This window comes from Enterobacter sp. C4G1, assembly GCF_052886895.1.
Window position 1 is genome coordinate 1,037,656 of record NZ_JBQVVV010000001.1, and the last position, 22,896, is coordinate 1,060,551.

21 protein-coding genes and 1 pseudogene are annotated in these 22,896 nt (G+C 52.1%); 11 read left to right on the plus strand and 11 right to left on the minus strand.

Features of this window, described 5'->3' with window-relative positions; translation table 11 throughout:
- Position 1: 1 nt before the first annotated feature.
- From fdxH to ACT9TW_RS04980, 4 genes are all read left to right on the plus strand, one after another.
- Positions 2–904: a formate dehydrogenase subunit beta gene (fdxH, locus tag ACT9TW_RS04965; protein WP_008501831.1), complete on the plus strand. Its 903-nt coding sequence runs from the start codon at positions 2–4 to the stop codon at positions 902–904.
- A complete protein-coding gene (fdoI, locus tag ACT9TW_RS04970) occupies positions 901–1,536 on the plus strand; it encodes a formate dehydrogenase cytochrome b556 subunit (RefSeq protein ID WP_182063033.1) in 636 nt (211 codons plus the stop codon). The genes fdxH and fdoI overlap by 4 nt, the downstream gene beginning before the upstream one ends.
- Positions 1,533–2,462 (plus strand): formate dehydrogenase accessory protein FdhE, encoded by a 930-nt coding sequence (gene fdhE / locus ACT9TW_RS04975; protein WP_182063034.1) that lies wholly within the window; start codon positions 1,533–1,535, stop codon positions 2,460–2,462. The genes fdoI and fdhE overlap by 4 nt, the downstream gene beginning before the upstream one ends.
- Before the next feature lie 111 nt (positions 2,463–2,573).
- A complete protein-coding gene (locus ACT9TW_RS04980; RefSeq protein WP_315685889.1) occupies positions 2,574–3,731 on the plus strand; it encodes a DDE-type integrase/transposase/recombinase in 1,158 nt (385 codons plus the stop codon).
- Between the two features lie 67 nt (positions 3,732–3,798).
- On the opposite strand, the gene ACT9TW_RS04985 is transcribed toward ACT9TW_RS04980, so the two are convergent.
- Both ACT9TW_RS04985 and ACT9TW_RS04990 read right to left on the minus strand, forming a co-directional pair.
- Entirely contained in the window at positions 3,799–4,170 is a 372-nt protein-coding gene (locus tag ACT9TW_RS04985) for a type II toxin-antitoxin system VapC family toxin (RefSeq protein WP_315687362.1), read from the minus strand.
- Between the two features lie 2 nt (positions 4,171–4,172).
- The gene (locus ACT9TW_RS04990) at positions 4,173–4,415 is read right to left on the minus strand and encodes a ribbon-helix-helix protein, CopG family (protein ID WP_014072390.1); all 243 of its coding nucleotides are present in this window, start codon (positions 4,413–4,415) and stop codon (positions 4,173–4,175) included.
- A 199-nt stretch (positions 4,416–4,614) separates the two neighbouring features.
- On the opposite strand from ACT9TW_RS04990, the gene ACT9TW_RS04995 reads away from it, so the two are divergent.
- Positions 4,615–5,532: an alpha/beta hydrolase gene (locus tag ACT9TW_RS04995; protein ID WP_182063035.1), complete on the plus strand. Its 918-nt coding sequence runs from the start codon at positions 4,615–4,617 to the stop codon at positions 5,530–5,532.
- Positions 5,533–5,548: 16 nt separating this feature from the next.
- On the opposite strand, the gene fabY is transcribed toward ACT9TW_RS04995, so the two are convergent.
- The 5 genes and pseudogenes from fabY to typA form a co-directional block, all read right to left on the minus strand.
- Positions 5,549–6,490 carry a fatty acid biosynthesis protein FabY gene (fabY, locus tag ACT9TW_RS05000; RefSeq protein WP_446491796.1) on the minus strand — a complete coding sequence of 314 codons (942 nt, stop codon included), beginning with the start codon at positions 6,488–6,490 and terminating at the stop codon, positions 5,549–5,551.
- A gap of 44 nt (positions 6,491–6,534) precedes the next feature.
- Positions 6,535–6,972: a D-aminoacyl-tRNA deacylase gene (gene dtd / locus ACT9TW_RS05005; RefSeq protein ID WP_014072393.1), complete on the minus strand. Its 438-nt coding sequence runs from the start codon at positions 6,970–6,972 to the stop codon at positions 6,535–6,537.
- Positions 6,969–7,850, minus strand: a complete 882-nt coding sequence (locus ACT9TW_RS05010; RefSeq protein ID WP_446491797.1) for a virulence factor BrkB family protein — start codon at positions 7,848–7,850, stop codon at positions 6,969–6,971. Before ACT9TW_RS05010 ends, dtd begins: the two co-directional genes overlap by 4 nt.
- Positions 7,844–8,443, minus strand: coding sequence for a glucose-1-phosphatase (gene yihX, locus ACT9TW_RS05015; RefSeq protein ID WP_182063037.1), 600 nt, complete (start codon positions 8,441–8,443; stop codon positions 7,844–7,846). The genes ACT9TW_RS05010 and yihX overlap by 7 nt, the downstream gene beginning before the upstream one ends.
- Positions 8,444–8,577: 134 nt before the next feature.
- Positions 8,578–10,400, minus strand: a pseudogene (gene typA, locus ACT9TW_RS05020) (ribosome-dependent GTPase TypA).
- Between the two features lie 378 nt (positions 10,401–10,778).
- On the opposite strand from typA, the gene glnA reads away from it, so the two are divergent.
- From glnA to ACT9TW_RS05040, 4 genes are all read left to right on the plus strand, one after another.
- Positions 10,779–12,188, plus strand: a complete 1,410-nt coding sequence (gene glnA, locus ACT9TW_RS05025; protein ID WP_446491798.1) for a glutamate--ammonia ligase — start codon at positions 10,779–10,781, stop codon at positions 12,186–12,188.
- 185 nt (positions 12,189–12,373) lie between these two features.
- Positions 12,374–13,423 carry a nitrogen regulation protein NR(II) gene (gene glnL / locus ACT9TW_RS05030; RefSeq protein ID WP_182063040.1) on the plus strand — a complete coding sequence of 350 codons (1,050 nt, stop codon included), beginning with the start codon at positions 12,374–12,376 and terminating at the stop codon, positions 13,421–13,423.
- 11 nt (positions 13,424–13,434) lie between these two features.
- Positions 13,435–14,847, plus strand: a complete 1,413-nt coding sequence (gene glnG / locus ACT9TW_RS05035) for a nitrogen regulation protein NR(I) (RefSeq protein WP_182063041.1) — start codon at positions 13,435–13,437, stop codon at positions 14,845–14,847.
- 109 nt (positions 14,848–14,956) lie between these two features.
- Positions 14,957–15,067 carry a YshB family small membrane protein gene (locus ACT9TW_RS05040; protein ID WP_125358805.1) on the plus strand — a complete coding sequence of 37 codons (111 nt, stop codon included), beginning with the start codon at positions 14,957–14,959 and terminating at the stop codon, positions 15,065–15,067.
- Between the two features lie 78 nt (positions 15,068–15,145).
- Here ACT9TW_RS05040 and hemN read toward each other — a convergent pair whose 3' ends face one another.
- Together hemN and yihI are read right to left on the minus strand one after the other, a co-directional pair.
- Positions 15,146–16,519: an oxygen-independent coproporphyrinogen III oxidase gene (gene hemN, locus ACT9TW_RS05045; RefSeq protein ID WP_182063042.1), complete on the minus strand. Its 1,374-nt coding sequence runs from the start codon at positions 16,517–16,519 to the stop codon at positions 15,146–15,148.
- A 188-nt stretch (positions 16,520–16,707) separates the two neighbouring features.
- Positions 16,708–17,223 carry a Der GTPase-activating protein YihI gene (gene yihI, locus ACT9TW_RS05050; RefSeq protein ID WP_182063043.1) on the minus strand — a complete coding sequence of 172 codons (516 nt, stop codon included), beginning with the start codon at positions 17,221–17,223 and terminating at the stop codon, positions 16,708–16,710.
- Between the two features lie 581 nt (positions 17,224–17,804).
- Between yihI and yihA the strand changes: the two genes are divergently transcribed.
- Complete coding sequence (gene yihA, locus ACT9TW_RS05055; RefSeq protein ID WP_182063044.1) at positions 17,805–18,434, plus strand: ribosome biogenesis GTP-binding protein YihA/YsxC; 630 nt, start codon at positions 17,805–17,807, stop codon at positions 18,432–18,434.
- 98 nt (positions 18,435–18,532) lie between these two features.
- On the opposite strand, the gene ACT9TW_RS05060 is transcribed toward yihA, so the two are convergent.
- Both ACT9TW_RS05060 and polA read right to left on the minus strand, forming a co-directional pair.
- Positions 18,533–18,580 (minus strand): spot 42 RNA, inhibition of DNA synthesis, encoded by a 48-nt coding sequence (locus ACT9TW_RS05060; RefSeq protein ID WP_071892919.1) that lies wholly within the window; start codon positions 18,578–18,580, stop codon positions 18,533–18,535.
- 166 nt (positions 18,581–18,746) lie between these two features.
- A complete protein-coding gene (polA, locus tag ACT9TW_RS05065; protein WP_446491799.1) occupies positions 18,747–21,536 on the minus strand; it encodes a DNA polymerase I in 2,790 nt (929 codons plus the stop codon).
- A 438-nt stretch (positions 21,537–21,974) separates the two neighbouring features.
- On the opposite strand from polA, the gene ACT9TW_RS05070 reads away from it, so the two are divergent.
- On the plus strand, positions 21,975–22,883 hold the full coding sequence (locus ACT9TW_RS05070) for an acyltransferase (protein WP_395676688.1): 909 nt from the start codon (positions 21,975–21,977) through the stop codon (positions 22,881–22,883).
- The last annotated feature ends 13 nt before the right edge of the window (positions 22,884–22,896 follow it).

Here is a 22,896-nt window from a genome sequence, read left to right on the forward strand (position 1 = left end):
TATGGCTTATCAATCGCAAGACATTATTCGTCGTTCCGCGACTAACGGTTTCACTCCCGCGCCTCAGGCGCGGGACCACCAGCAGGAAGTGGCGAAGCTTATCGACGTGACCACCTGTATCGGCTGTAAAGCCTGCCAGGTGGCGTGCTCGGAGTGGAACGATCTCCGTGACGAAGTGGGTCACAACGTTGGGGTGTACGACAACCCGGCGGACCTGACCGCCAAGTCCTGGACGGTAATGCGTTTCTCGGAAGTGGAGCAGAACGACAAACTGGAATGGCTTATCCGCAAAGACGGCTGTATGCACTGTGCGGATCCGGGCTGCCTGAAGGCGTGCCCGTCAGAAGGGGCTATCATTCAGTATGCCAACGGCATCGTCGACTTCCAGTCCGAACAGTGCATTGGCTGCGGCTACTGCATCGCCGGCTGCCCGTTCGACGTACCGCGACTGAACCCGGAAGACAACCGCGTCTACAAATGTACGCTGTGCGTTGACCGCGTAACCGTCGGCCAGGAGCCAGCCTGCGTGAAGACCTGCCCAACCGGTGCTATCCACTTTGGCTCTAAAGAGGATATGAAAACGCTGGCGGCAGAACGCGTGGGCGAGCTGAAAACCCGTGGTTACGACAACGCAGGCCTGTACGATCCGGCCGGTGTTGGCGGTACGCACGTGATGTACGTGCTGCACCACGCCGACAAGCCGAATCTGTACCATGGCCTGCCGGAGAACCCGGAAATCAGCGCTACTGTTAAGTTCTGGAAAGGCATCTGGAAACCGCTGGCAGCGGTCGGGTTTGCTGCCACCTTCGCAGCAAGCATCTTCCACTACGTCGGTGTCGGCCCAAACCGCGCGGAAGAAGAAGACGATAACCTGCATGAAGAGAAAGACGAGGTGCGCAAATGAGAAAACGTGACACCATCGTGCGCTATACCGCGCCGGAGCGAATCAACCACTGGGTCACCGCCTTCTGCTTCATGCTGGCGGCGATAAGCGGACTGGGGTTCTTCTTCCCGTCCTTCAACTGGCTGATGCAGATCATGGGGACACCTCAGCTGGCGCGTATATTGCACCCGTTTGTTGGCGTCATCATGTTCGCGTCGTTCATCATCATGTTTTTCCGATACTGGCACCATAACCTAATCAATCGGGATGATATCTTTTGGGCGAAGAATATTCGTAAGATCGTCGTCAACGAGGAAGTGGGTGATACCGGGCGTTATAACTTCGGCCAGAAATGCGTATTCTGGGCGGCGATTATCTTCCTGGTACTGTTGCTGGTGAGTGGTGTGATCATCTGGCGTCCGTATTTTGCGCCTGCTTTCTCAATCCCGGTGATCCGATTTGCGCTGATGCTGCATTCATTTGCCGCAGTGGCGTTAATTGTGGTTATCATGGTGCATATTTACGCCGCCCTTTGGGTGAAAGGCACTATTACCGCGATGGTGGAAGGATGGGTAACCAATACGTGGGCGAAGAAACATCACCCGCGCTGGTACCGTGAGGTCCGAAAGACAACGGAAAAGAAAACTGAATGAGTATTCGCATAATCCCGCAAGATGAGCTGGGTTCGAGCGAGAAACGCACGGCGGAATATATTCCGCCGTTGTTATTCCCCAGACTCAAGAACCTCTATAACCGCCGCGCAGAGCGTCTGCGCGAGCTGGCAGAGAACAATCCTCTGGGCGACTTTTTGCGCTTTGCCGCGCTGATTGCCCACGCACAGGAAGTGGTGCTTTACGACCATCCTCTGCAAATGGATCTCACCGCGCGCATCAAAGAAGCCAACGAGCAGGGTAAACCGCCGCTGGATATTCACGTGTTGCCGCGCGACAAGCACTGGCGCAAGCTGCTGCATTCGCTGATTGCCGAGCTTAAGCCGGAGATGAGCGGCACTGCGCTGGCGGTGATCGAGAATCTGGAAAAAGCCTCTGATATGGAGCTGGAAGAGATGGCGAGCGCGCTGTTTGCTTCCGACTTTACGCTTGTCAGCAGCGATAAAGCCCCGTTTATCTGGGCTGCGCTGTCGCTCTACTGGGCGCAAATGGCCAGCCTGATCCCAGGTAAAGCCCGCGCAGAATATGGCGAAGCACGTCAGTTCTGCCCGGTGTGCGGTTCAATGCCGGTGTCCAGCATGGTGCAGATCGGTACATCCCAGGGGCTGCGCTACCTGCACTGCAACCTGTGTGAAACCGAATGGCACGTGGTGCGCGTGAAGTGCAGCAACTGCGAACAGACCCGCGATCTGAACTACTGGTCGCTGGAAAATGAAGAAGCGGCGGTGAAAGCGGAAAGCTGCGGCGACTGCGGGACCTACCTGAAGATTCTTTATCAGGAAAAAGACCCGAAAGTCGAAGCGGTGGCCGACGATCTCGCCTCGCTGATTCTGGACGCGAAGATGGAGCAGGAGGGCTTTGCCCGCAGCTCGATTAACCCGTTCCTGTTCCCGGGTGAAGGGGAGTAATTACCTCTGACAGTGCCGGGCGGCGCTTCGGTATGAACCGGAAACATGGGTAACACTTTAGACCGGATACATGGGTAACAGTTATAACTGGCATAGAAGAGGAGACTCGCTATGCCCTGGACTGAGACCCAACCTATGCAACGCCTTGATTTTATCCGTGCCTGCCATGCAGGTACGGCCTCCTTCTCCGCTCTTTGCCGTCTTTTTGGTATCAGCCGTAAAACCGGCTACAAATGGCTTGAACGTTTTGACCCTTCTGACCTGTCATCCCTCTCTGACCAGTCGCGCGCTCCGCATTCCCACTCCCGGACAGTTCCTGATGATATCGTCGGGCATCTGACTGCCCTGCGTCAGAAACACCCTGACTGGGGGCCGAAAAAACTGCGGATGTGGTTGCTCAATCACCATGTCGATTTTGCCGTACCTGCCGCCAGTACTATCGGCGATATCCTCAAGCGTGAAGGGCTGGTTCCGGATAAAAAGAGAAAACGCAGAACACCGGGTAATCGCCAGCCGCTGACCACCATCAGTGAGAACAATCAGGTCTGGAGTGCTGATTTTAAAGGCAAATTCAGGTTGCTGAGCGGGGAGTACTGCCATCCCTTCACTCTGACCGACAATCACAGCCGGTATCTGCTGTGCTGCCGGGGAACACACCGGGAGAGTGAGCCCTTTGTCAGAGCGTGCCTGACTGATGCATTCCTGGAATATGGTCTGCCGGAAGTGCTCAGAACCGATAACGGTCAACCTTTCGCGGGAACAGGCATAGCCGGATTAAGCCGTCTTGCAGTCTGGCTAATCAAGCTGGGCATCAGGCCGGAACGTATCAGAAAGGGACACCCGGAAGAGAATGGCCGCCATGAACGAATGCACCGCTCCCTGAAAAGTGCGGTGAAATATGGCAACACCTTCATGACGATGGAAGAACAACAGCGGTGGTTCAGTGACTACCGGGAAGAGTTTAACCACGAGAGGCCGCATGAAGCCCTGGCAGGTGCAACGCCCGGAACGGTGTGGCAACCCTCGGGCCGACACTGGGATGGCAGAGTGCCTGAATATGTTTATCCGACAGGGGGCATGGTCTACAGGGTGAAATCGAGGGGAACACTGTATATGGGAAAAAAGGGGACCGTGTTCCTGAGTGAAGCACTGACTGGTGAGTACATAATGCTGAAAGAACAAGATGATGGCCTGGAAGCCATCATCTTTAATGGAATAACACTTGCGTACTACGACAGTAAAACCCAGAGTGTGCTCCGGATAGACTAAAAGTGTTACCTATGTTCCCGGTCTGATCTGTCACCTATGTATCCGGTCATACACAAGCTTGCCCGGCCTACAGATGATAGGGTGAGACAACCCCAACAATTCCCGCAAAATCTTTCGTATTACGTGAAATCAACGGGCAATTTCTACTCTGGGCTGTGGCCAGAATGATGGCATCAGGCAGTTTCATCCCGTGCTCCTCACGGAGTAAAACGCTTCTTTCAGCGATTTCACGCGACACATCGATAATCTCAAAGGCACCCAATACAGCCGCCGTTTTTGCTTCATGACCGTGCCTGCGCGCGCCGACCATCACTTCCATCCATGTAATCAGGCTGATCGCCCGGTGCGATGCTGTGTTTTCAATCGCATTCGCTGCCTCAGTGCGATTATTAAAGAGATCGATAAGAATGTTGGTATCAAACACTGCCATGTGTTCCACAATTACCACTCCTCACGCAGCTTGCGTTCGTACTCCAGCCCATCTTCTTGCTGGTTGCCCCACAGACCCAGCGCATCACGAATAACCGAAGTGCTTTGCTGGTCGAGATACTGCTCTATCGCTTCTCGCAGCAATTCGGCACGAGGTTGATTCCGCAACTGTTTGAGGTTATCCAGCCGTTGAATGACGTCATCCGACAAATCGATCAGTATTCTGCCCATATCAAGGTTCACCAAAAGACTCATATATCATCCTAGCATATCACAAATGGTTAATTTTCAGGCAAAATACTCCTTGTCATTTTAAGGTCAAAGTTCATTTTAAAATTCGCGACCACTTTTGCGAGCCGCTTTCCAGAACCGAGTTCCCATGCAAATCCTCTATTTTCTTCCGCGATAATCCAGGTTATAACACTGTATATCCATACAGAAAAAAGGCATTCACATGGCGCTGGAAAAGGGTATAGATAAACTGGTTCAGGATTTTATTGCAGCAGGAAGGCCCTCTTCGAGTAGCCAGAGTATTGATGACCGGAGAGCGGGATATCTCGCCAGCACAGTGCTCGCAGGGGAGACAGAAACGCGCATAACGGTTGAAAAACTTGAACGTGAAGGTATGACTTTCCAGGTCTACTCACCAGGTAACGCGGCCAAATTACTGCCCACCGTTATTTATTATCACGGTGGCTGTTTTATCAGCGGTGGGTTTGAGACGCATGACAATCAGCTCCGCCAACTGGCGTATTACGGCAACTGTCGCGTGATTGCCATAAGATACCGACTGGCGCCAGAACATACCTTTCCGGCAGCACATGATGATGCAGAAAAAGGTGCAAACCTGGTACGGAAGTATGCGGATACGTTTGGGGTGGATACAAACCGGATCACCCTCTGCGGAGACAGTGCAGGAGGCCATCTGGCTCTGGTGACATCACTGCGGCTCAAGAAGGCAGGAGTCTGGTTACCCGCACAGCTGATTTTTATCTATCCCATGCTTGATGCTACCGCCAGGTCCGGGAGCTACACCCGCAATGGCCTGGATTATGTCATCACCCGCGATACGCTGTTGAGCGGCTTTGAAACGTATCTGGTTGATACCGAAAAGCTTCATCCTGAAGCCAGCCCGCTATGGCGAGATGATTTGAGCGGTCTGCCGCCTGTACACATTATTACTGCTGAATTTGATCCGCTATGCGATGAGGGAGAGACACTCTATCAATATCTGACAGAACAAGGCGTGGTGTGTACGGCTCAGCGCTGGTTGGGCGTGATCCACGGCTTCTTTCAGCTTGGCGGTATCAGCCAGTCAGCACGGGATGTCATACGAGATATCGCACGGCGAATTAATCCAGCCCAGCAATAAACCGGGCTGGACAAGATTACTCTTCCTCGTTCCCACCCTCTTCGTACGCGCCAAACGGCTTCGCAGGGAGAACGATGTAGGTACCTGCAAATACCGCGCCCGATGTTTCGTCACCAAAAAGCTCAACCTGCATCTGCACGCGGGCTTTGCGTCCACGAGCCAGGCGGTCAAGGTCGCCACCGAGCGACCCCAGATCGGCAACGGCACTTGGCTTGCCGCTTATCGGTGCGCTGTAGCGAATGTGGGCATCTGCAAGAATGATGGTGCCACCAAGATGGCGCTCGCGCAGCATCAGCCAGATAAGCCCCCAGCCAGTGAGCGTGGCCAGCGAGAAAAGGCTGCCTGCAAACAGCGTGTGGTGCGGGTTTTGATTGCCGATTTCCGGCATCGTGGTGATGAATTTTTGCCCCGTATACTGCTGGATACGGACACCCATTTTTTCACTCAGCGGGATGTGCTGATACCAGGCCTGTTGTAGCTGCCCGCACCAGTCTGCGCGATGCAAAATATCATCCAGCGTGGCAACGGGTTTAATCATCAGGAAATGGCGAACCGGGGTGGTTTGCGGTGTCGTGATTTCACCCTGGTTAACAAAACCCAGCTTGGCAAAAAACTCCACGGCATCCTCACGGGCGCTACAGGTCACGCGCTTTACGCCTTCCTGACGCGCGACAGACTCCAGGGTCATCGCCATCAGTGTGCCCAGGCCTTTGTCCTGAACCGAAGGATGGACTGCCATAAAACGAATGGAGGCTTCGTTATCGGCATTAATGTACAACCGCCCAACGGCGACGAGGTTACCCTCTTCATCCACCACCATCTGGTGATGTGCCATTGCATCCCAGGCGTCACGTTCTGAACCCTGAGGCTGATGTAATGGCTTGCGCAGCATTTCCCAGCGGAAATGGTAGTAAACGTCTAACTCTTCTTCTGTTTGCGGTACTCGAAGGTGATACATAGCTGTACTCTCTCTTGTTACCCGCGGCCACGCCGCCAGCTGGCTCATACCTGGAGCCAGAAAGTGACGGGGCCATCGTTCACCAGCGAAACCTGCATATCCGCAGCGAATCGTCCGGTTTGCGTATTCATTTCCTGTTGGCGACAACGCTCAACAAAGTACTCATAAAGCGCTTCTGCACGATCTGGTGCTGCCCCTCTGGAGAAGCCCGGTCGCATTCCGCGCTCAGTGTCCGCAGCAAGCGTAAATTGCGACACCACCAGCACGCTGCCACCCGCCTGCTGGACATTGAGATTCATCTTTCCTTCTGCATCGCTAAAGATGCGGTAGCCCAACACGCGCTCACATAAGCGGTTGGCTTTTTGTTCGTCATCTTCCTTTTCGACACCTAACAACACTAAAAGTCCTGGGCCAATTTCACCCGTCACCTCTCCCTCCACGGTGACGCTGGCACGGGTTACGCGCTGTATCAATGCAATCATGGTTGGTCTGCTTCTTGTTGTTTTTCAGCTTCTGCTGTTTTTCTGAGTTCGCGATATATTCCGAGAGTGACAGTTATTTCGGCACCAAGCAAGACGATACACCAGGTCCAGTACACCCAGACAAACAAAATGGGGATCACCGCCAGCACACCGTAGATCAGCTGATAAGACGGGAACATGGTGATATAGAGGGCAAATCCTTTTTTCCCCAGCTCAAAAAGTACTGCCGCCACCAGCGCGCCTAACACGGCATCGCGATTGGGTACGCGTGTGGTCGGGACTACGCTATACAACAGCCAGAACGAGAGCCAGGACAACACCAGCGGGAAAAGGCGCAGCACATTGTCGATAACGCCATTTAGCTCACTGGCCCAACGCAACGAGAGCAGATAAGAGCTTATCGCCAGGCTCGCCCCCGCGAGCAGCGGCCCAAGCGTCAAAATCATCCAGTAAACGGCAAAAGAGTACACTCTGGGTCGAATCCGCTTACTGCGCCAGATAGTGTTCAGCGCACTATCAATGGCATACATCAACAGCAATGCCGTTACTATCAACCCACATGCCCCAACGGCGGTCATCTTGTTTGAATTGGCAACAAACTGTTCGATGTAATTCTGAATCACATCGCCGGTGGCCGGAATAAAGTTAGCAAAGATGAAATGACGCAGCTGTAGGCTTACATCCGCAAACATCGGGAATGCAGAAAAAAGGGCAAAAACAACCGCCACCAGCGGCACTAACGAGAGCAACGACACATAAGCAAGATTGCCTGCCAGTGTCGTCATGTTGTCCTCAACAATGCGAAGCCAGAGAAGTTTCAGCCACGCCCTGAGCGGGCGGGTATGGTGAGCGGCTTTTTGATGAACGTTTTTTAGCATAACTGCTTCGCGAAATAGTGGGGTATCGTCTCTTTTCCGGTCACCAGAATTGACGTGATACCTAGCTGGTTAGCTCCCTCTATATTATCGGCGTTGTCGTCGAAAAAGACCGCATCCGCTGCGGAGTATCCTTCTTTCTGCAATACGGCCTGATAAATTCGCGCCTCAGGTTTGCGCATTCCCATCTCCTGGGAGAGATAGACGTGATCCGCTGCGGCATTTACCTCAGGATATTCATCTGGCCAGAATGTCGTGTGCAGACGGTTGGTATTTGACAGGACCACCACCCGGTGCCCTTGTTTGCGAAGTTTTTTCATGATGTCGGTGACTTCCGGGCGGATCGCCACAAATACAGCCTGCCAGCCGTGAGCAAATTGCTCGTAGCTTAATGACAGGTCCATTTCGTGACAAAAGCGCTCGGCAAACTCTTCATCACTGATTTCACCACGCTCATGCTGATGGAAGGTCTCACTCATCGCGAAGCTCTGTTTTAATGTCGCCAGCGGAACGCGGCTAAAGTCGCTCCATGCGCCCAGCACCCGATTAAAATCGATATCGACGATTACATTTCCTAAGTCAAAGATATAAAGCATGTTTATCTCCTTTTCGCCGTGGAAAAGTAACTGTAGCGGGAAAGATAAGCTTTGGCTATGCGCTGCGACATAACGCATAAAAAGAAAAACCCCGCCACAAAGGACGGGGTTTTGCAGACTAAAAGAAGCGTGAATTAGTCTTCTTTCGGACCGCGCATCGCACGTTTACGATCGTTCTCGGTCAGGTGACGTTTACGGATACGAATTGACTGTGGAGTCACTTCTACCAGTTCGTCATCATCGATGAATTCCAGAGCTTGCTCCAGGGTCATCTTGACTGGTGGAACCAGGACCGTTGCTTCGTCAGTACCTGACGCACGCATGTTGGTCAGTTTCTTACCGGTCAGGCAGTTTACAGTCAGGTCGTTAGAACGACTGTGAATACCGATGATCTGGCCTTGTAAACTTCAGCACCGTGACCCAGGAACAGCTTACCGCGGTCCTGCAGGCTGAACAGTGCGAACGCAACCGCTTTACCCTGACCGTTGGAGATCAGAACGCCGTTGTTACGCTGGCCAACTTCGCCTGGACGAACGTCGTCGTAGTGGCTGAAGGTGGAGTACAGCAGACCAGTACCAGAAGTCATGGTCATGAACTCAGAACGGAAGCCGATCAGGCCACGGCTTGGGATCACGTAGTCGAGACGTACGCGGCCTTTGCCATCTGGATTCATGTTTTTCAGGTCGCCTTTACGCTCACCCAGAGCCTGCATTACAGAACCCTGATGCTGCTCTTCAACGTCCAGCGTTACGTTTTCGAACGGCTCTTGTTTACGGCCGTCGATTTCGCGGAAGATTACTTTCGGACGGGAAACCGCCATTTCGAAACCTTCACGACGCATGTTTTCGATAAGAACAGACAGGTGCAGCTCACCACGACCAGAAACACGGAATGCGTCTGCATCCGGAGTTTCTTCAACACGCAGCGCAACGTTGTGCACCAGCTCTTTGTTCAGGCGGTCAAGGATCTGACGAGAGGTAACGAACTTACCTTCTTTACCACAGAACGGAGAGGTGTTGACGTTGAAGAACATGGACACGGTTGGTTCATCAACGGACAGAGCTGGCAGTGCTTCGACGCTCTGCGGATCGCAGATGGTGTCGGAGATGTTCAGCTCACCCAGGCCGGTGATTGCGATGATGTCGCCAGCTTCAGCAACGTCACTCTCGATACGCTCAAGACCCAGGTGAGTCAGCACTTTACCGACTTTACCGTTACGGGTTTTGCCTTCGCTATCGATGATAGTAACCTGCTGGTTAGGCTTAACTTTACCGCGCTTGATACGACCAATGCCGATTACGCCAACATAGTTGTTGTAGTCGAGCTGAGAGATCTGCATCTGCAGGGTGCCGTCGAGATCAACGCTTGGTGCAGGAACACGGTCAACAATCGCCTGGTACAGCGGGGTCATGTCTTCAGCCATGTCTTCGTGGTCCAGACCTGCGATACCGTTCAGCGCAGAAGCGTAAACGATAGGGAAGTCCAGCTGCTCGTCGGTCGCATCAAGGTTAACGAACAGGTCAAATACCTGGTCAACAACCCAGTCAGGACGCGCGCCAGGACGGTCAACCTTGTTGATAACAACGATTGGCTTCAGACCATGGGCAAATGCCTTTTTGGTCACGAAGCGCGTCTGCGGCATTGGGCCATCCATTGCGTCAACGACCAGCAGCACGGAGTCTACCATGGACATTACACGTTCAACTTCACCACCGAAGTCGGCGTGCCCTGGGGTATCAACGATGTTGATACGGTAGTCATTCCATTTAATCGCGGTGTTTTTCGCGAGGATGGTAATCCCACGCTCTTTCTCCAAATCGTTGGAGTCCATCACGCGTTCTTGAGTTTCGGCACGAGCATCAAACGTACCGGATTGCTGCAGCAGCTTATCAACCAGGGTAGTTTTACCATGGTCAACGTGCGCGATGATGGCGATGTTACGCAAATTTTCGATCACAACTTTGCCTCAGGCATTTAGAAATAGCGCGTTATTGTACACGGATTAATCGCACTACAAAACAGGATCACAAACATCCCCCGCAAACAAGTATTGCAGAGATGCTTTGTGATCGCTTTCACGGAGCGGTAAAGGGCGCTTTAACGTAAATTGCACCAATATGGTGCTCAATGTTCACCATGGAGCACTATACTGGTGCAACATAACCATCATGGTGCAGCCCTTTTGCACTATGGTGCGCATGATAACGCCTTTTTGGGGTGTTTTAAAAGTTGGCACAGATTTCGCTTTATAAAAAATATGGCAACACAGCCAGTACAAGACAAAAATTGAAGACCTCGTTACCACGACGACAATGACCAATCTGGAGAGTTAAGTATGTCCGCTGAACACGTTTTGACGATGCTGAACGAACATGAAGTGAAGTTTGTTGATCTGCGCTTCACCGATACCAAAGGTAAAGAACAGCACGTCACAATCCCTGCACATCAGGTGAACGCCGAATTCTTTGAAGAAGGCAAAATGTTTGACGGCTCCTCCATTGGTGGCTGGAAAGGCATTAACGAATCAGACATGGTTCTGATGCCGGACGCAACTACTGCGCTCATTGACCCGTTCTTCGAAGAACCTACTCTGATCATCCGTTGCGATATTCTCGAACCAGGCACACTGCAAGGTTACGACCGTGACCCACGCTCCATCGCTAAGCGCGCAGAAGAGTACCTGCGTTCTACCGGTATCGCAGACACCGTTCTGTTCGGGCCAGAGCCAGAATTCTTCCTGTTTGACGACATCCGTTTTGGTGCTTCAATTTCTGGTTCCCACGTTGCTATCGATGACATCGAAGGCGCATGGAACTCCTCCACCAAATATGAAGGTGGTAACAAAGGTCACCGTCCAGGCGTGAAAGGCGGTTACTTCCCGGTTCCTCCGGTCGATTCCTCACAGGACATCCGTTCTACCATGTGTCTGATCATGGAAGAGATGGGCCTGGTTGTTGAAGCTCACCACCACGAAGTGGCAACTGCTGGCCAGAACGAAATCGCAACCCGCTTCAACACCATGACCAAAAAAGCGGATGAGATTCAGATCTACAAATACGTTGTGCACAACGTTGCGCACCGTTTCGGTAAAACTGCGACCTTCATGCCAAAACCAATGTTTGGCGACAACGGTTCCGGTATGCACTGCCACATGTCTCTGTCCAAGAACGGCACCAACCTGTTCTCTGGCGACAAATATGCGGGTCTGTCCGAGCAAGCGCTGTTCTACATCGGTGGTGTTATCAAACACGCTAAAGCGATCAACGCCCTGGCGAACCCAACCACCAACTCCTACAAGCGTCTGGTCCCAGGCTATGAAGCACCAGTAATGCTGGCTTACTCTGCCCGTAACCGTTCTGCTTCTATCCGTATCCCGGTTGTTGCTTCTCCGAAAGCGCGTCGTATCGAAGTTCGCTTCCCGGACCCAGCAGCTAACCCATACCTGTGTTTCGCTGCTCTGCTGATGGCTGGTCTTGACGGTATCAAGAACAAGATCCACCCAGGTGAAGCAATGGACAAAAACCTGTATGACCTGCCGCCAGAAGAAGCGAAAGAGATCCCACAGGTTGCCGGTTCTCTGGAAGAAGCGCTGCAGGCGCTGGACGCAGACCGCGAGTTCCTGACTGCCGGTGGTGTGTTCACTGACGATGCTATCGATGCATACATCGCTCTGCGTATCGAAGAGAACGACCGTGTGCGTATGACTCCGCACCCAGTTGAATTCGAACTGTACTACAGCGTTTAATTTTTAACGGGTTTCGCGCGACTTTTTACGCGCGACCCCGAAAGCTGTTTTTTTGTTGCCGTGGAAACTTTCAGCCCATCTTCGGATGGGCTTTTTTCTCCACCAACAACCTGATCTCACGCGCTTTTACGCCGAAAAAGCTATACTGCACTAAATTAGTGCAAACAACTCCAGGAGACTGCTGAATGGCAACTGGCACGCTGCCCGATGCTGGGCAGATCCTCAATTCTTTAATTAACAGTATCTTGTTGGTCGACGACGAGCTGGCAGTGCATTACGCCAACCCGGCGGCACAGCAACTGCTTGCCCAGAGCGCACGCAAACTGTTTGGTACACCGCTCCCGGAATTGCTGAGCTACTTTTCACTGAATATTGGCCTGATGCAGGAAAGTTTACAGGCCGGTCAGGGGTTCACCGATAACGAAGTGACGCTGGTGATAGACGGACGTTCCCATATTCTTTCGCTGACGGCGCAACGCCTTCCTGAGGGGCTTATTCTGCTCGAAATGGCACCGATGGATAATCAGCGTCGCCTTAGTCAGGAACAGCTCCAGCATGCTCAGCAGATCGCTGCCCGGGATTTGGTGCGTGGCCTGGCCCATGAAATCAAAAACCCACTGGGTGGTTTGCGCGGTGCGGCGCAGCTGCTGACAAAAGCACTCCCCGACCCTGCGCTTGCCGAATACACCAACGTCATCATTGAGCAGGCAGACCGTCTGCGTAATCTGGTCGACAGACTGCTTGGGCCGCAGCAACCGGGAATGCACGTATCAGAAAGCATTCATAAAGTGGCCGAGCGAGTGGTGAAACTCGTGTCGATGGAGCTACCGGAAAACGTCACGCTGGTGCGCGATTACGATCCAAGCCTGCCAGAACTGGCGCACGATCCTGACCAGATTGAACAGGTTCTTTTGAATATCGTGCGTAATGCCCTTCAGGCGCTTGGGCCTGAAGGTGGTGAAATTATTCTGCGTACCCGTACCGCTTTCCAGTTAACGCTGCACGGTGTGCGTTACCGACTTGCGGCAAGAATAGACGTTGAGGATAACGGGCCAGGCATCCCATCGCATCTTCAGGACACATTGTTCTACCCGATGGTTAGTGGCCGCGAAGGCGGTACAGGACTGGGGTTATCCATTGCCCGTAATTTGATTGATCAACACTCTGGCAAAATTGAATTTACCAGTTGGCCGGGTCATACCGAGTTTTCGGTTTACCTGCCAATTAAAAAATAAAGGTGACGTGTATGCAACGAGGGATAGTCTGGGTAGTCGATGACGATAGCTCCATCCGTTGGGTGCTTGAACGCGCACTCACGGGAGCGGGATTAAGCTGCACGACGTTTGAGAGCGGCAGCGACGTGCTTGATGCACTCACCACCAAAACCCCGGATGTTTTGCTGTCAGATATTCGGATGCCGGGCATGGACGGGCTGGCGCTCTTAAAGCAGATCAAACAACGCCACCCAATGCTTCCGGTCATCATAATGACTGCCCACTCCGATCTGGATGCCGCCGTCAGTGCGTACCAGCAAGGGGCATTCGATTATCTGCCAAAACCCTTTGATATCGACGAAGCGGTAGCCCTGGTTGAGCGCGCCATCAGCCACTACCAGGAGCAGCAGCAACCCCGTAATGCGCCAGTTTTTGGCCCGACGACGGACATCATCGGCGAAGCGCCTGCCATGCAGGACGTTTTTCGCATTATCGGTCGTTTGTCCCGTTCTTCCATTAGCGTATTGATTAACGGCGAATCGGGAACCGGTAAAGAGCTGGTTGCCCATGCGCTACACCGGCATAGCCCGCGTGCGAAAGCACCGTTTATCGCTCTGAACATGGCGGCGATCCCGAAAGATTTGATTGAGTCAGAACTGTTCGGCCATGAAAAAGGGGCATTTACCGGCGCAAACACTATTCGCCAGGGTCGCTTTGAACAGGCTGACGGCGGGACCCTTTTCCTGGATGAAATCGGCGATATGCCGCTGGATGTTCAGACCCGCCTGCTTCGCGTGCTGGCTGATGGGCAGTTCTACCGTGTTGGGGGTTATGCTCCCGTAAAAGTAGACGTGCGTATTATTGCCGCAACGCACCAGAACCTTGAGCAGCGCGTTCAGGAGGGCAAATTCCGTGAAGACTTGTTCCATCGTCTTAACGTGATCCGCGTTCACCTGCCACCGCTGCGCGAGCGTCGCGAGGATATCCCTCGTCTGGCGCGCCACTTCCTCCAGGTTGCCGCGCGTGAGCTGGGTGTGGAGGCCAAATTGCTCCACCCGGAGACCGATGCCGCCCTCACCCGCCTGGCCTGGCCTGGCAACGTGCGTCAGCTTGAAAATACCTGTCGCTGGTTGACGGTCATGGCCGCCGGTCAGGAAGTGCTGATTCAGGATTTACCAGGAGAGCTGTTCGAAGCCACCGCTCCAGAAAGCAGCACCGGACATGCGCTGCCGGACAGCTGGGCGACACTTCTGGCGCAATGGGCGGATCGCGCGCTACGATCCGGTCATCAAAATCTGCTTTCAGAGGCTCAGCCAGAAATGGAACGCACGTTGTTAACCACTGCGCTTCGTCATACTCAGGGCCATAAACAGGAAGCGGCTCGTTTACTGGGATGGGGACGCAATACCCTGACACGTAAGCTGAAAGAGCTGGGAATGGAGTGATTTTTACCGCTGTGTAAAGATTACTAATTGAGCGCAAATTGCCGTTATTTTGCGCTTTACTGTTCCGATGAGTTTTGTATGATCGTGCCCGGAAATTGGGGGGACCATCATGCTGGAATCATTAGTGAATTTGCTCTCGAGCGGAGCAGCCGAAAGCCACACGCCACAAACCGCCGTTGCTGCTGTATTGTGTGCGGCGCTGGTTGGGCTGTTTAGCTAGCGGGCTTGAATGTAAATGCCGGGTGGCGGTGGCGGCTTCGCCTTACCCGGCCTACATTTTGACGCAATTCTGCGCGTATTAAATCACCCGCGAGAACTGTTGCAGACGCGCTTTCTGACGCAAATACGCGTCGAAGCACATGCAGATATTACGAATCAACAAACGCCCTTTCGGCGTAACCTCAATCGCACTCTCCGAAATATCCACCAGCCCATCCTTCGCCAGCGGAGCAAGCAGCTTCAGGTCTTCCGCAAAGTACTCGTTAAATACCAGATCCCACTGCACTTCTGTCGCACTGAAATCGAGACGGAAATTACAGATAAGCGCCTTAATCACATCACGGCGAATACAGTCATCCCGCGTTAACGCGATACCGCGCCACAGCGCATTACCTGTGTCATCGACCTGCTGGTAGTACTGCTTTAACTCTTTCTGGTTCTGCGCGTAGCAGTCGCCAATCATGCTGATGGCTGAAACGCCCATCCCCAGTAAATCGGTGTCGCCCTGGGTGGTGTAGCCCTGGAAGTTGCGGTGCAGCACACCTTCACGCTGGGCAATCGCCAGCTCATCGTCCGGGCGGGCAAAGTGATCCATACCAATAAACTGATAACCGGTATCGGTCAGCGAAGTGATGGTTTCCTGCAAAATATCCAGCTTCTGCTGGGCAGAAGGTAGATCCGCATCCTTGATTTTGCGCTGCGCGGCGAACAACGTTGGCAGGTGCGCATAGTTAAAGACACTCAGGCGATCGGGATTGAGCTCAGCCACACGCTTCAGCGTAAAGGCGAAGCTCTCTGGCGTCTGTTTTGGCAGGCCGTAAATCAGGTCAATGTTGGTCGACGTAAAGCCGATATCACGCGCATGGTTCAGCAAGGCAAAGATAAAGTCTTCATCCTGCTCACGGTTCACCAGACGCTGCACTTCTTTGTTGAAATCCTGCACGCCCATACTCAGGCGGTTAAAACCTTCAGCGCGTAAGTGATCCAGTACATCCAGCTCAATTTCACGTGGATCGACCTCGATCGAAATTTCAGCGTCATCGTTAAAATTGAAGTTACCGCGCAGCAACGCCATCAGTCGGCTGATTTGTGCTTTGTTCAGATAAGTTGGCGTACCGCCACCCCAGTGCAACTGGCTGACGTGGCGTCCGGCAAAGAGCGGCGCACGATGCAGGATTTCCTGTTCAAGTGCATCCAGATATTGATCGGCCTTGTGCTGCTGGCGGGTAACAATTTTATTGCAGCCACAGAAGTAGCAGAGCTTATGGCAGAACGGAATATGGACGTAGAGCGAAAGCGGGCGCTCAGGATAGCGGGCAACAGCCTGAAGAAATTCAGGCTCACCGAATGTATCGGTGAACTCCAGCGCGGTTGGGTATGACGTATAGCGTGGCCCGGAATAGTTATATTTCTGGATTAGGGCCAAATCCCAGTCGATAGATGGTACAGACATACTCACTCCTTCCGTTGGTGTCGCGTTCGTATACGGCGGCCCGTTCTGGCCCCATTGCGGGCCATCATTCGGGTGCGCAGCCACTTATGTCGCCGCGACAACCGCCGTAGTTTAACGAATAACCACACCAGATAACATATAACCGGAAGGGTTATAAGCAGGACTGTCGTACCTGCCGGGTGCAAATGTTAGTTTCCACCCTTCAGAAGACGCATCATATCTTCCTGCTTCTCTTCTTCTTCTTCGTCATCTTCATCGTCGTAAGACAGACCAAGTTTCTGCATTAGCTCATCGATACGATCCAGTTTGGCATCAACCCACGACTGTTCTTCAGCGGTCAGGGCCTCTCCCTCTTCAAGACGTTCCAGCAGCGCGTCCAGGCGCTCATCATTCTCCAGCATATCCAGCTCAGCCTGCGGTGAAAGCATAGGTTTCTCGCTCTTTGGTTTGTGCTGCTTAGTGACCGGGGTGTCTGTCACGCCCAGTTGAATGGGAGTTTTACTGCCGATACGCGGATCTTTCTGCTGCTTGTTTTTCGCAGAAGAGGACGATTCACCGCTACCGTTCGCACGGCTGCCCGCAGCATGACCACGATGCTTTTTATCGCGTTTACGATCGCGCGCTTCCTGGTTCAGTTCTTCGCGCGTTTTGCGGCGTGCTTTTGCAGGGCGTTTTGCGCCCGCTACGGAGGTCGGTTTTTTCATGATGTTTTATCTTTAAGTCGTTTTCTTCAGTATAGAATTGCGGCGAAATCTAGCAGAAAGCAAGCAAAGAAAAAAGGCGACAGAGCAATCTGTCGCCTTTTTTCCTGACTCACAACCCTTAACGGGTCAGACATTCCTTGTTTGCCTACAACGAACCCTGTTTTATCCTTTGGCAGATACCGTCCGTGATACGGTTCCCTTTCCTGTTTTAAACGCCTCCAGGCGCTTGTCATCCTGACAATCCTGAGTCTTCGCCTCCTGGCGCTCCTGACCCTTATCCTTAAGTCGTTATCCTGTTGGCATCCTCGCCTTGCCGCACACTTTACCTTGTTCCATTAAACTAACAAGCAACAGAAAGGTACAAAAGTGGATTTTAAGAAAATTACCCATAATTAACTTTATGATTTTAAATGGTTTGTGTTTTTTAACACCTGCGATTTCTCTGAGATCTCCCATAGCATCTATGGCAGATCTCCTACACCGTCTGCGGTTATGGCCTACAGGGTTATTACGATGAGAAAAGCCTTTTGCCCGCATTCAGGTATAATCCCCCACAGATTACGATTTCTGGAGACGACCACGTGACTACCTGGAACTACCAACAGACGCATTTTGTTACCAGTGCGCCTGATATTCGCCACTTACCTTCTGATACAGGGATTGAAGTTGCATTTGCTGGCCGCTCCAATGCGGGGAAATCCAGCGCCCTGAATGCGCTGACCAATCAGAAAAGCCTGGCGCGTACGTCAAAAACGCCTGGCCGTACTCAGTTGATCAACCTGTTTGAAGTGGCTGACGGTAAACGTCTGGTCGACTTGCCAGGCTATGGTTACGCGCAAGTACCGGAAGAGATGAAAATCAAATGGCAACGTGCGCTGGGTGAATACCTGGAAAAACGCCTGTGTCTTAAAGGTCTTGTGGTTCTGATGGATATTCGCCATCCATTGAAAGACCTCGATCAGCAAATGATCGACTGGGCCGTGGCGAGTGATATTGCGGTGCTCGTGCTGCTGACGAAAGCCGATAAACTGGCGAGCGGCGCACGTAAAGCACAAGTGAATATGGTTCGCGAAGCGGTACTGGCGTTTAATGGCGATGTGCAGGTTGAGCCATTCTCCTCGCTGAAAAAGCAAGGTGTCGACAAACTGCGTCAGAAGCTTGATAGCTGGTTCAACGAGCTGGAGCCCGCGACAGAAGCGGAAGAAGAGTAATAACGCGCGCGGCAATGACCGCGCTTTTTTTTGCCCGCAATTTTCTTTGGCACAATAAAAAACGCCCCAGTCATTACTGACTGGGGCGGCTAAAATATTCAGCCAAATCCGATTACGTGAAGTAAAAGGTCTGAAAGATAGAACATCTTACCTCTGTACCCTACGTCGTTAACTCTACTCTTTTTTTATCGATCGAAAAAGCACTTTTCGTAGTTTTTTTTCATTCTTTACATAGGGAATTCTAATGATCATCACAAAACGCACCTGGTTATGTTGCTAAGTTACATAAAAAGCACGTTATTCACCTGACCCTTAGTGAGCTTGATCCCAGTTTTCCCCACTGCCCACTTCCACCAGCAATGGCACATCCAGTTTCATGCTGCTTTCCATCAGTTCGTGGATCTTTTTCGACACAGCAGCCAGGTCATCTTTATGCACTTCGAACACCAGTTCATCGTGCACCTGCATGATCATGCGCACACGCGGTTTCTCGTGTTCCAGCCAGGCATCAACGGCAATCATTGCACGTTTAATGATGTCAGCTGCGGTACCTTGCATCGGGGCATTGATCGCTGCACGCTCTGCGCCAGCACGGCGGGCTGCATTGCTGGATTTGATGTCCGGCAGATAAAGACGACGGCCCTCCAGAGTTTCAACGTAGCCTTTCTCTTTCGCCTGGGCGCGAGTACGCTCCATATAGTCCAGCACACCCGGGTAACGCTCGAAGTAGAGATCCATATACTTCTGCGACTCTTTACGCGGAATGTTGAGCTGACGCGAAAGCCCGAATGCGCTCATGCCATAAATCAGACCGAAGTTGATCGCTTTTGCACTACGGCGCTGCTCGTTCGTCACGCTTTCTAGCGGCAGGCCAAACACCTCTGCTGCGGTAGCGCGGTGAATATCCTTCCCTTCGGCAAATGCAGTCAGCAAACCTTTATCACGCGACAGATGCGCCATAATACGCAGTTCAATTTGCGAGTAGTCCGCAGAGACAATCAGGTAATCATCCGGGGCAATAAACGCCTGGCGAATACGACGCCCCTCTTCATTACGAACCGGGATGTTTTGCAGGTTTGGATCGGTCGATGAAAGTCGCCCGGTCGCAGCAACCGCCTGATGATAGGAGGTATGCACACGCCCTGTTTTCGGGTTAATCATCAATGGTAGCTTATCGGTATAGGTCGATTTAAGCTTCGCAAGCCCACGATACTCGAGGATCACTTTTGGCAGCGGATAATCCAGCGCCAACTCCTCAAGCACTTCTTCAGAGGTCGATGGTGCGCCGCCTGGGGTTTTCTTCAATGGCTTGATGCCCTGTTTTTCAAACAGGATAGTTTGCAGCTGTTTCGGCGATGACAGGTTAAACGCCTCGCCGGCAAGCTCATGCGCTTTTTGCTCAAGCTCGGTAAGACGTTGCGCCAGCTCACCTGAGTGGTTATGCAGCACCGTTGGGTCGATTTTCACGCCGTTGCGTTCAATACGGGACAGCACCGGCACCAGCGGCATTTCGATATGCTGGAATACGCTCAGCGGGCCTTCGTTCTTCTGAAGCTTTGGCCACATCTTCAGATGCAGTTGCAGCGTTACGTCGGCATCTTCTGCCGCATAGCGGCCTGCTTCTTCCAGCGCAATCTGGTTAAAGGTCAGCTGGTTTTTACCCTTACCGGCAATCTCTTCAAAGGTAATGGTTTTGTGCTTCAGCCAGCGATCGGACAAGGAGTCCATATCGTGACGGCCTGCAACGCTGTCCAGAATGTAGGATTCCAGCATGGTGTCAAAGGCAATACCGCGCAGCTCAATACCGTAGTTTTGCAGGATGCCACGGTCATATTTGAGGTTTTGCCCCACCTTAAGGACTTTTTCGTCTTCAAGGAGAGGTTTGAGCAATTCCAGCACGCGCTCGCGAGGAATTTGATCCGGTGCGTCCAGGTAGTCGTGTGCCACAGGGACATACGCAGCCAGGCCCGGCTCCGTTGCAAACGAGAGACCAACCATATTGGCTGAGATGTTGTCGAGGCTGTCGGTCTCAGTATCGAACGCGAAGACCGGTGCCTTCTTCAGCTTTTCAATCCACGCAATTAACTGCGCTTCTTCAAGTAGGGTTTCATAGTGTTCAGAAGACAGGGCGCTCACCGGCTCTTCTTCTAATTCAACCTCAACTTCGAGGGTTTCTGTTGGTTTTGCCGCAGGTTTAGCACCCTTCGCCTGCATCCATTTGCCTGCTTCGACGTCTGTCGTCCAGCGTTTGAATTCGTATTTTTTAAACAGACTGAGCAGATCGTCCGCTGACGGTTGCTGCACTTCAAGTTGCTCGCAACCCAGCTCCAGCTCAACGTCAGTTTTGATGGTTGCCAGTTTATAAGAGAGGTAAGCCAGATCTTTATTTTGCTCAAGCTTAGCCGCCATCGTCTTCGCGCCGCGGAATGTCAGGCTCGCGATTTTATCTGATTCGCCATAAAGCGTGTCCAGTCCGCCAAGCCCCTGCAACAACGCCTGAGCCGTCTTTTCACCCACACCCGGTACGCCCGGAATGTTATCGGAGGAGTCGCCCATTAAGGCAAGGAAATCGATGATCAGTTCGGGCGGCACACCGTATTTGGTGACAACTTCTTCTGGCCCCAGAATGGTGTTCGTCATGGTGTTAATCAGGGTGATCCCTGGCGTCACCAGCTGCGCCATATCTTTATCGCCGGTGCTGATAAGCACGGGACGGCCCAGTTTTTCGGCTTCACGCGCCAGCGTGCCGATTACGTCATCAGCCTCTACCCCGGACACCGCCAGCAGCGGCAGACCCATCGCTTTCACCATCGTGTGCAGCGGTTCTATTTGTGCGCGCAGATCGTCAGGCATTGGCGGACGATGAGACTTGTAGTCTTCGAATAATTCATCACGGAAGGTTTTGCCCTTCGCATCAAAAACAACGGCCGCATGGGTCGGTTGATACTGAAGGATCAGGCTGCGCAGCATGTTTAACACGCCATACATCGCGCCGGTAGGCTCTCCTGCGCTATTGGTCAGAGGAGGAAACGCATGATACGCCCGATACAGGTAAGAAGAGCCGTCGACGAGAATAAGAGGGTTTTCTGGGATCTGAACCATAATGTCCGTGCCTTTAATCAATTTATGGGTAAAGGATGCCACAGAAGGATGAAAACATCAGTTTTTAGCGCTGATAACAGGAAAAGATTTTGCGATCGTGAGGATCGCTCGCAAATTTCAATCTGTGGATAAGTTTGTGCATATTTTTGCTTCATATGAATAACAGCCATGAAAATTATATACCACATTCTATTTTTATATTTAATATCAGTTAGTTGATTATTGATCCGGGATCTCTTTCGTCAACTGATGACAATTTACTCCATGTGGATATAAGCCTTGCCATTCCCACCATCATAGTGGAATCGTCTGCTGCTGAGTAAAAGCCTCAGGCTCGCGGTATGAAAGCGCCATTATTGTGTCTGTTTTCTGGTAAAATCAGCGCCCAGCGCCGGAAACCGGCCGCACCTTATAGATAACTATCTGAAAATGCTCATTATGTTGAGATTACTTGCTGCGATAACATTACTGTTAAGCATCATTTTAACTATTCTGGTTACCATCGCCTGTTCGGTGCCGATTATTGTCGCCGGAATAATTAAACTGCTGTTGCCTGTTCCCGCAGTCTGGCGCGCGGTTTCTACATTTTGTAATTTTATGATGTACTGCTGGTGCGAAGGTTTGGCCATACTGCTTTACCTGAATCCCCGCCTGAAGTGGGATGTTGAAGGTCTGGACAGACTGAACAAAAAGAACTGGTATTTGCTTATCTGCAATCACCATAGCTGGGCAGATATCGTGATTTTATGCGTGTTGTTCCGCAAACATATCCCAATGAACAAATACTTCCTGAAACAGCAGCTAGCCTGGGTTCCTTTTATTGGTCTGGCCTGTTGGGCGCTGGATATGCCGTTTATGAAGCGCTATTCGCGCAGCTATCTGATCCGCCATCCAGAACGCCGCGGTAAAGATGTAGAAACCACGCGCCGCTCATGCGAAAAGTTTCGGGCGCATCCGACGACCATCGTTAACTTTGTTGAAGGCTCGCGTTTTACTGAAGAAAAACGCCAGCAAACGCGCTCACCTTATCAGAACTTATTACCACCGAAGGCCGCAGGAATTGCGATGGCGCTTAACGTATTAGGGGAACAGTTCGATAAGCTGCTTAACGTCACCTTATGCTATCCGGAAAACGATAAGACGCCATTCTACGATATGCTCAGCGGCAAATTAACGCGGATTGTGGTGCGGGTCGATCTGGTGCCTGTGGATGCAGAGCTGCATGGTGATTACGTTAACGATAAGAATTTCAAACGTCGTTTCCAGCTTTGGCTCAATACACTCTGGAAAGATAAAGACGAGCAGATAAACAACATAAAATCTTCATATAAAAACGCCGGTCACTGACCGGCGTTTTTTT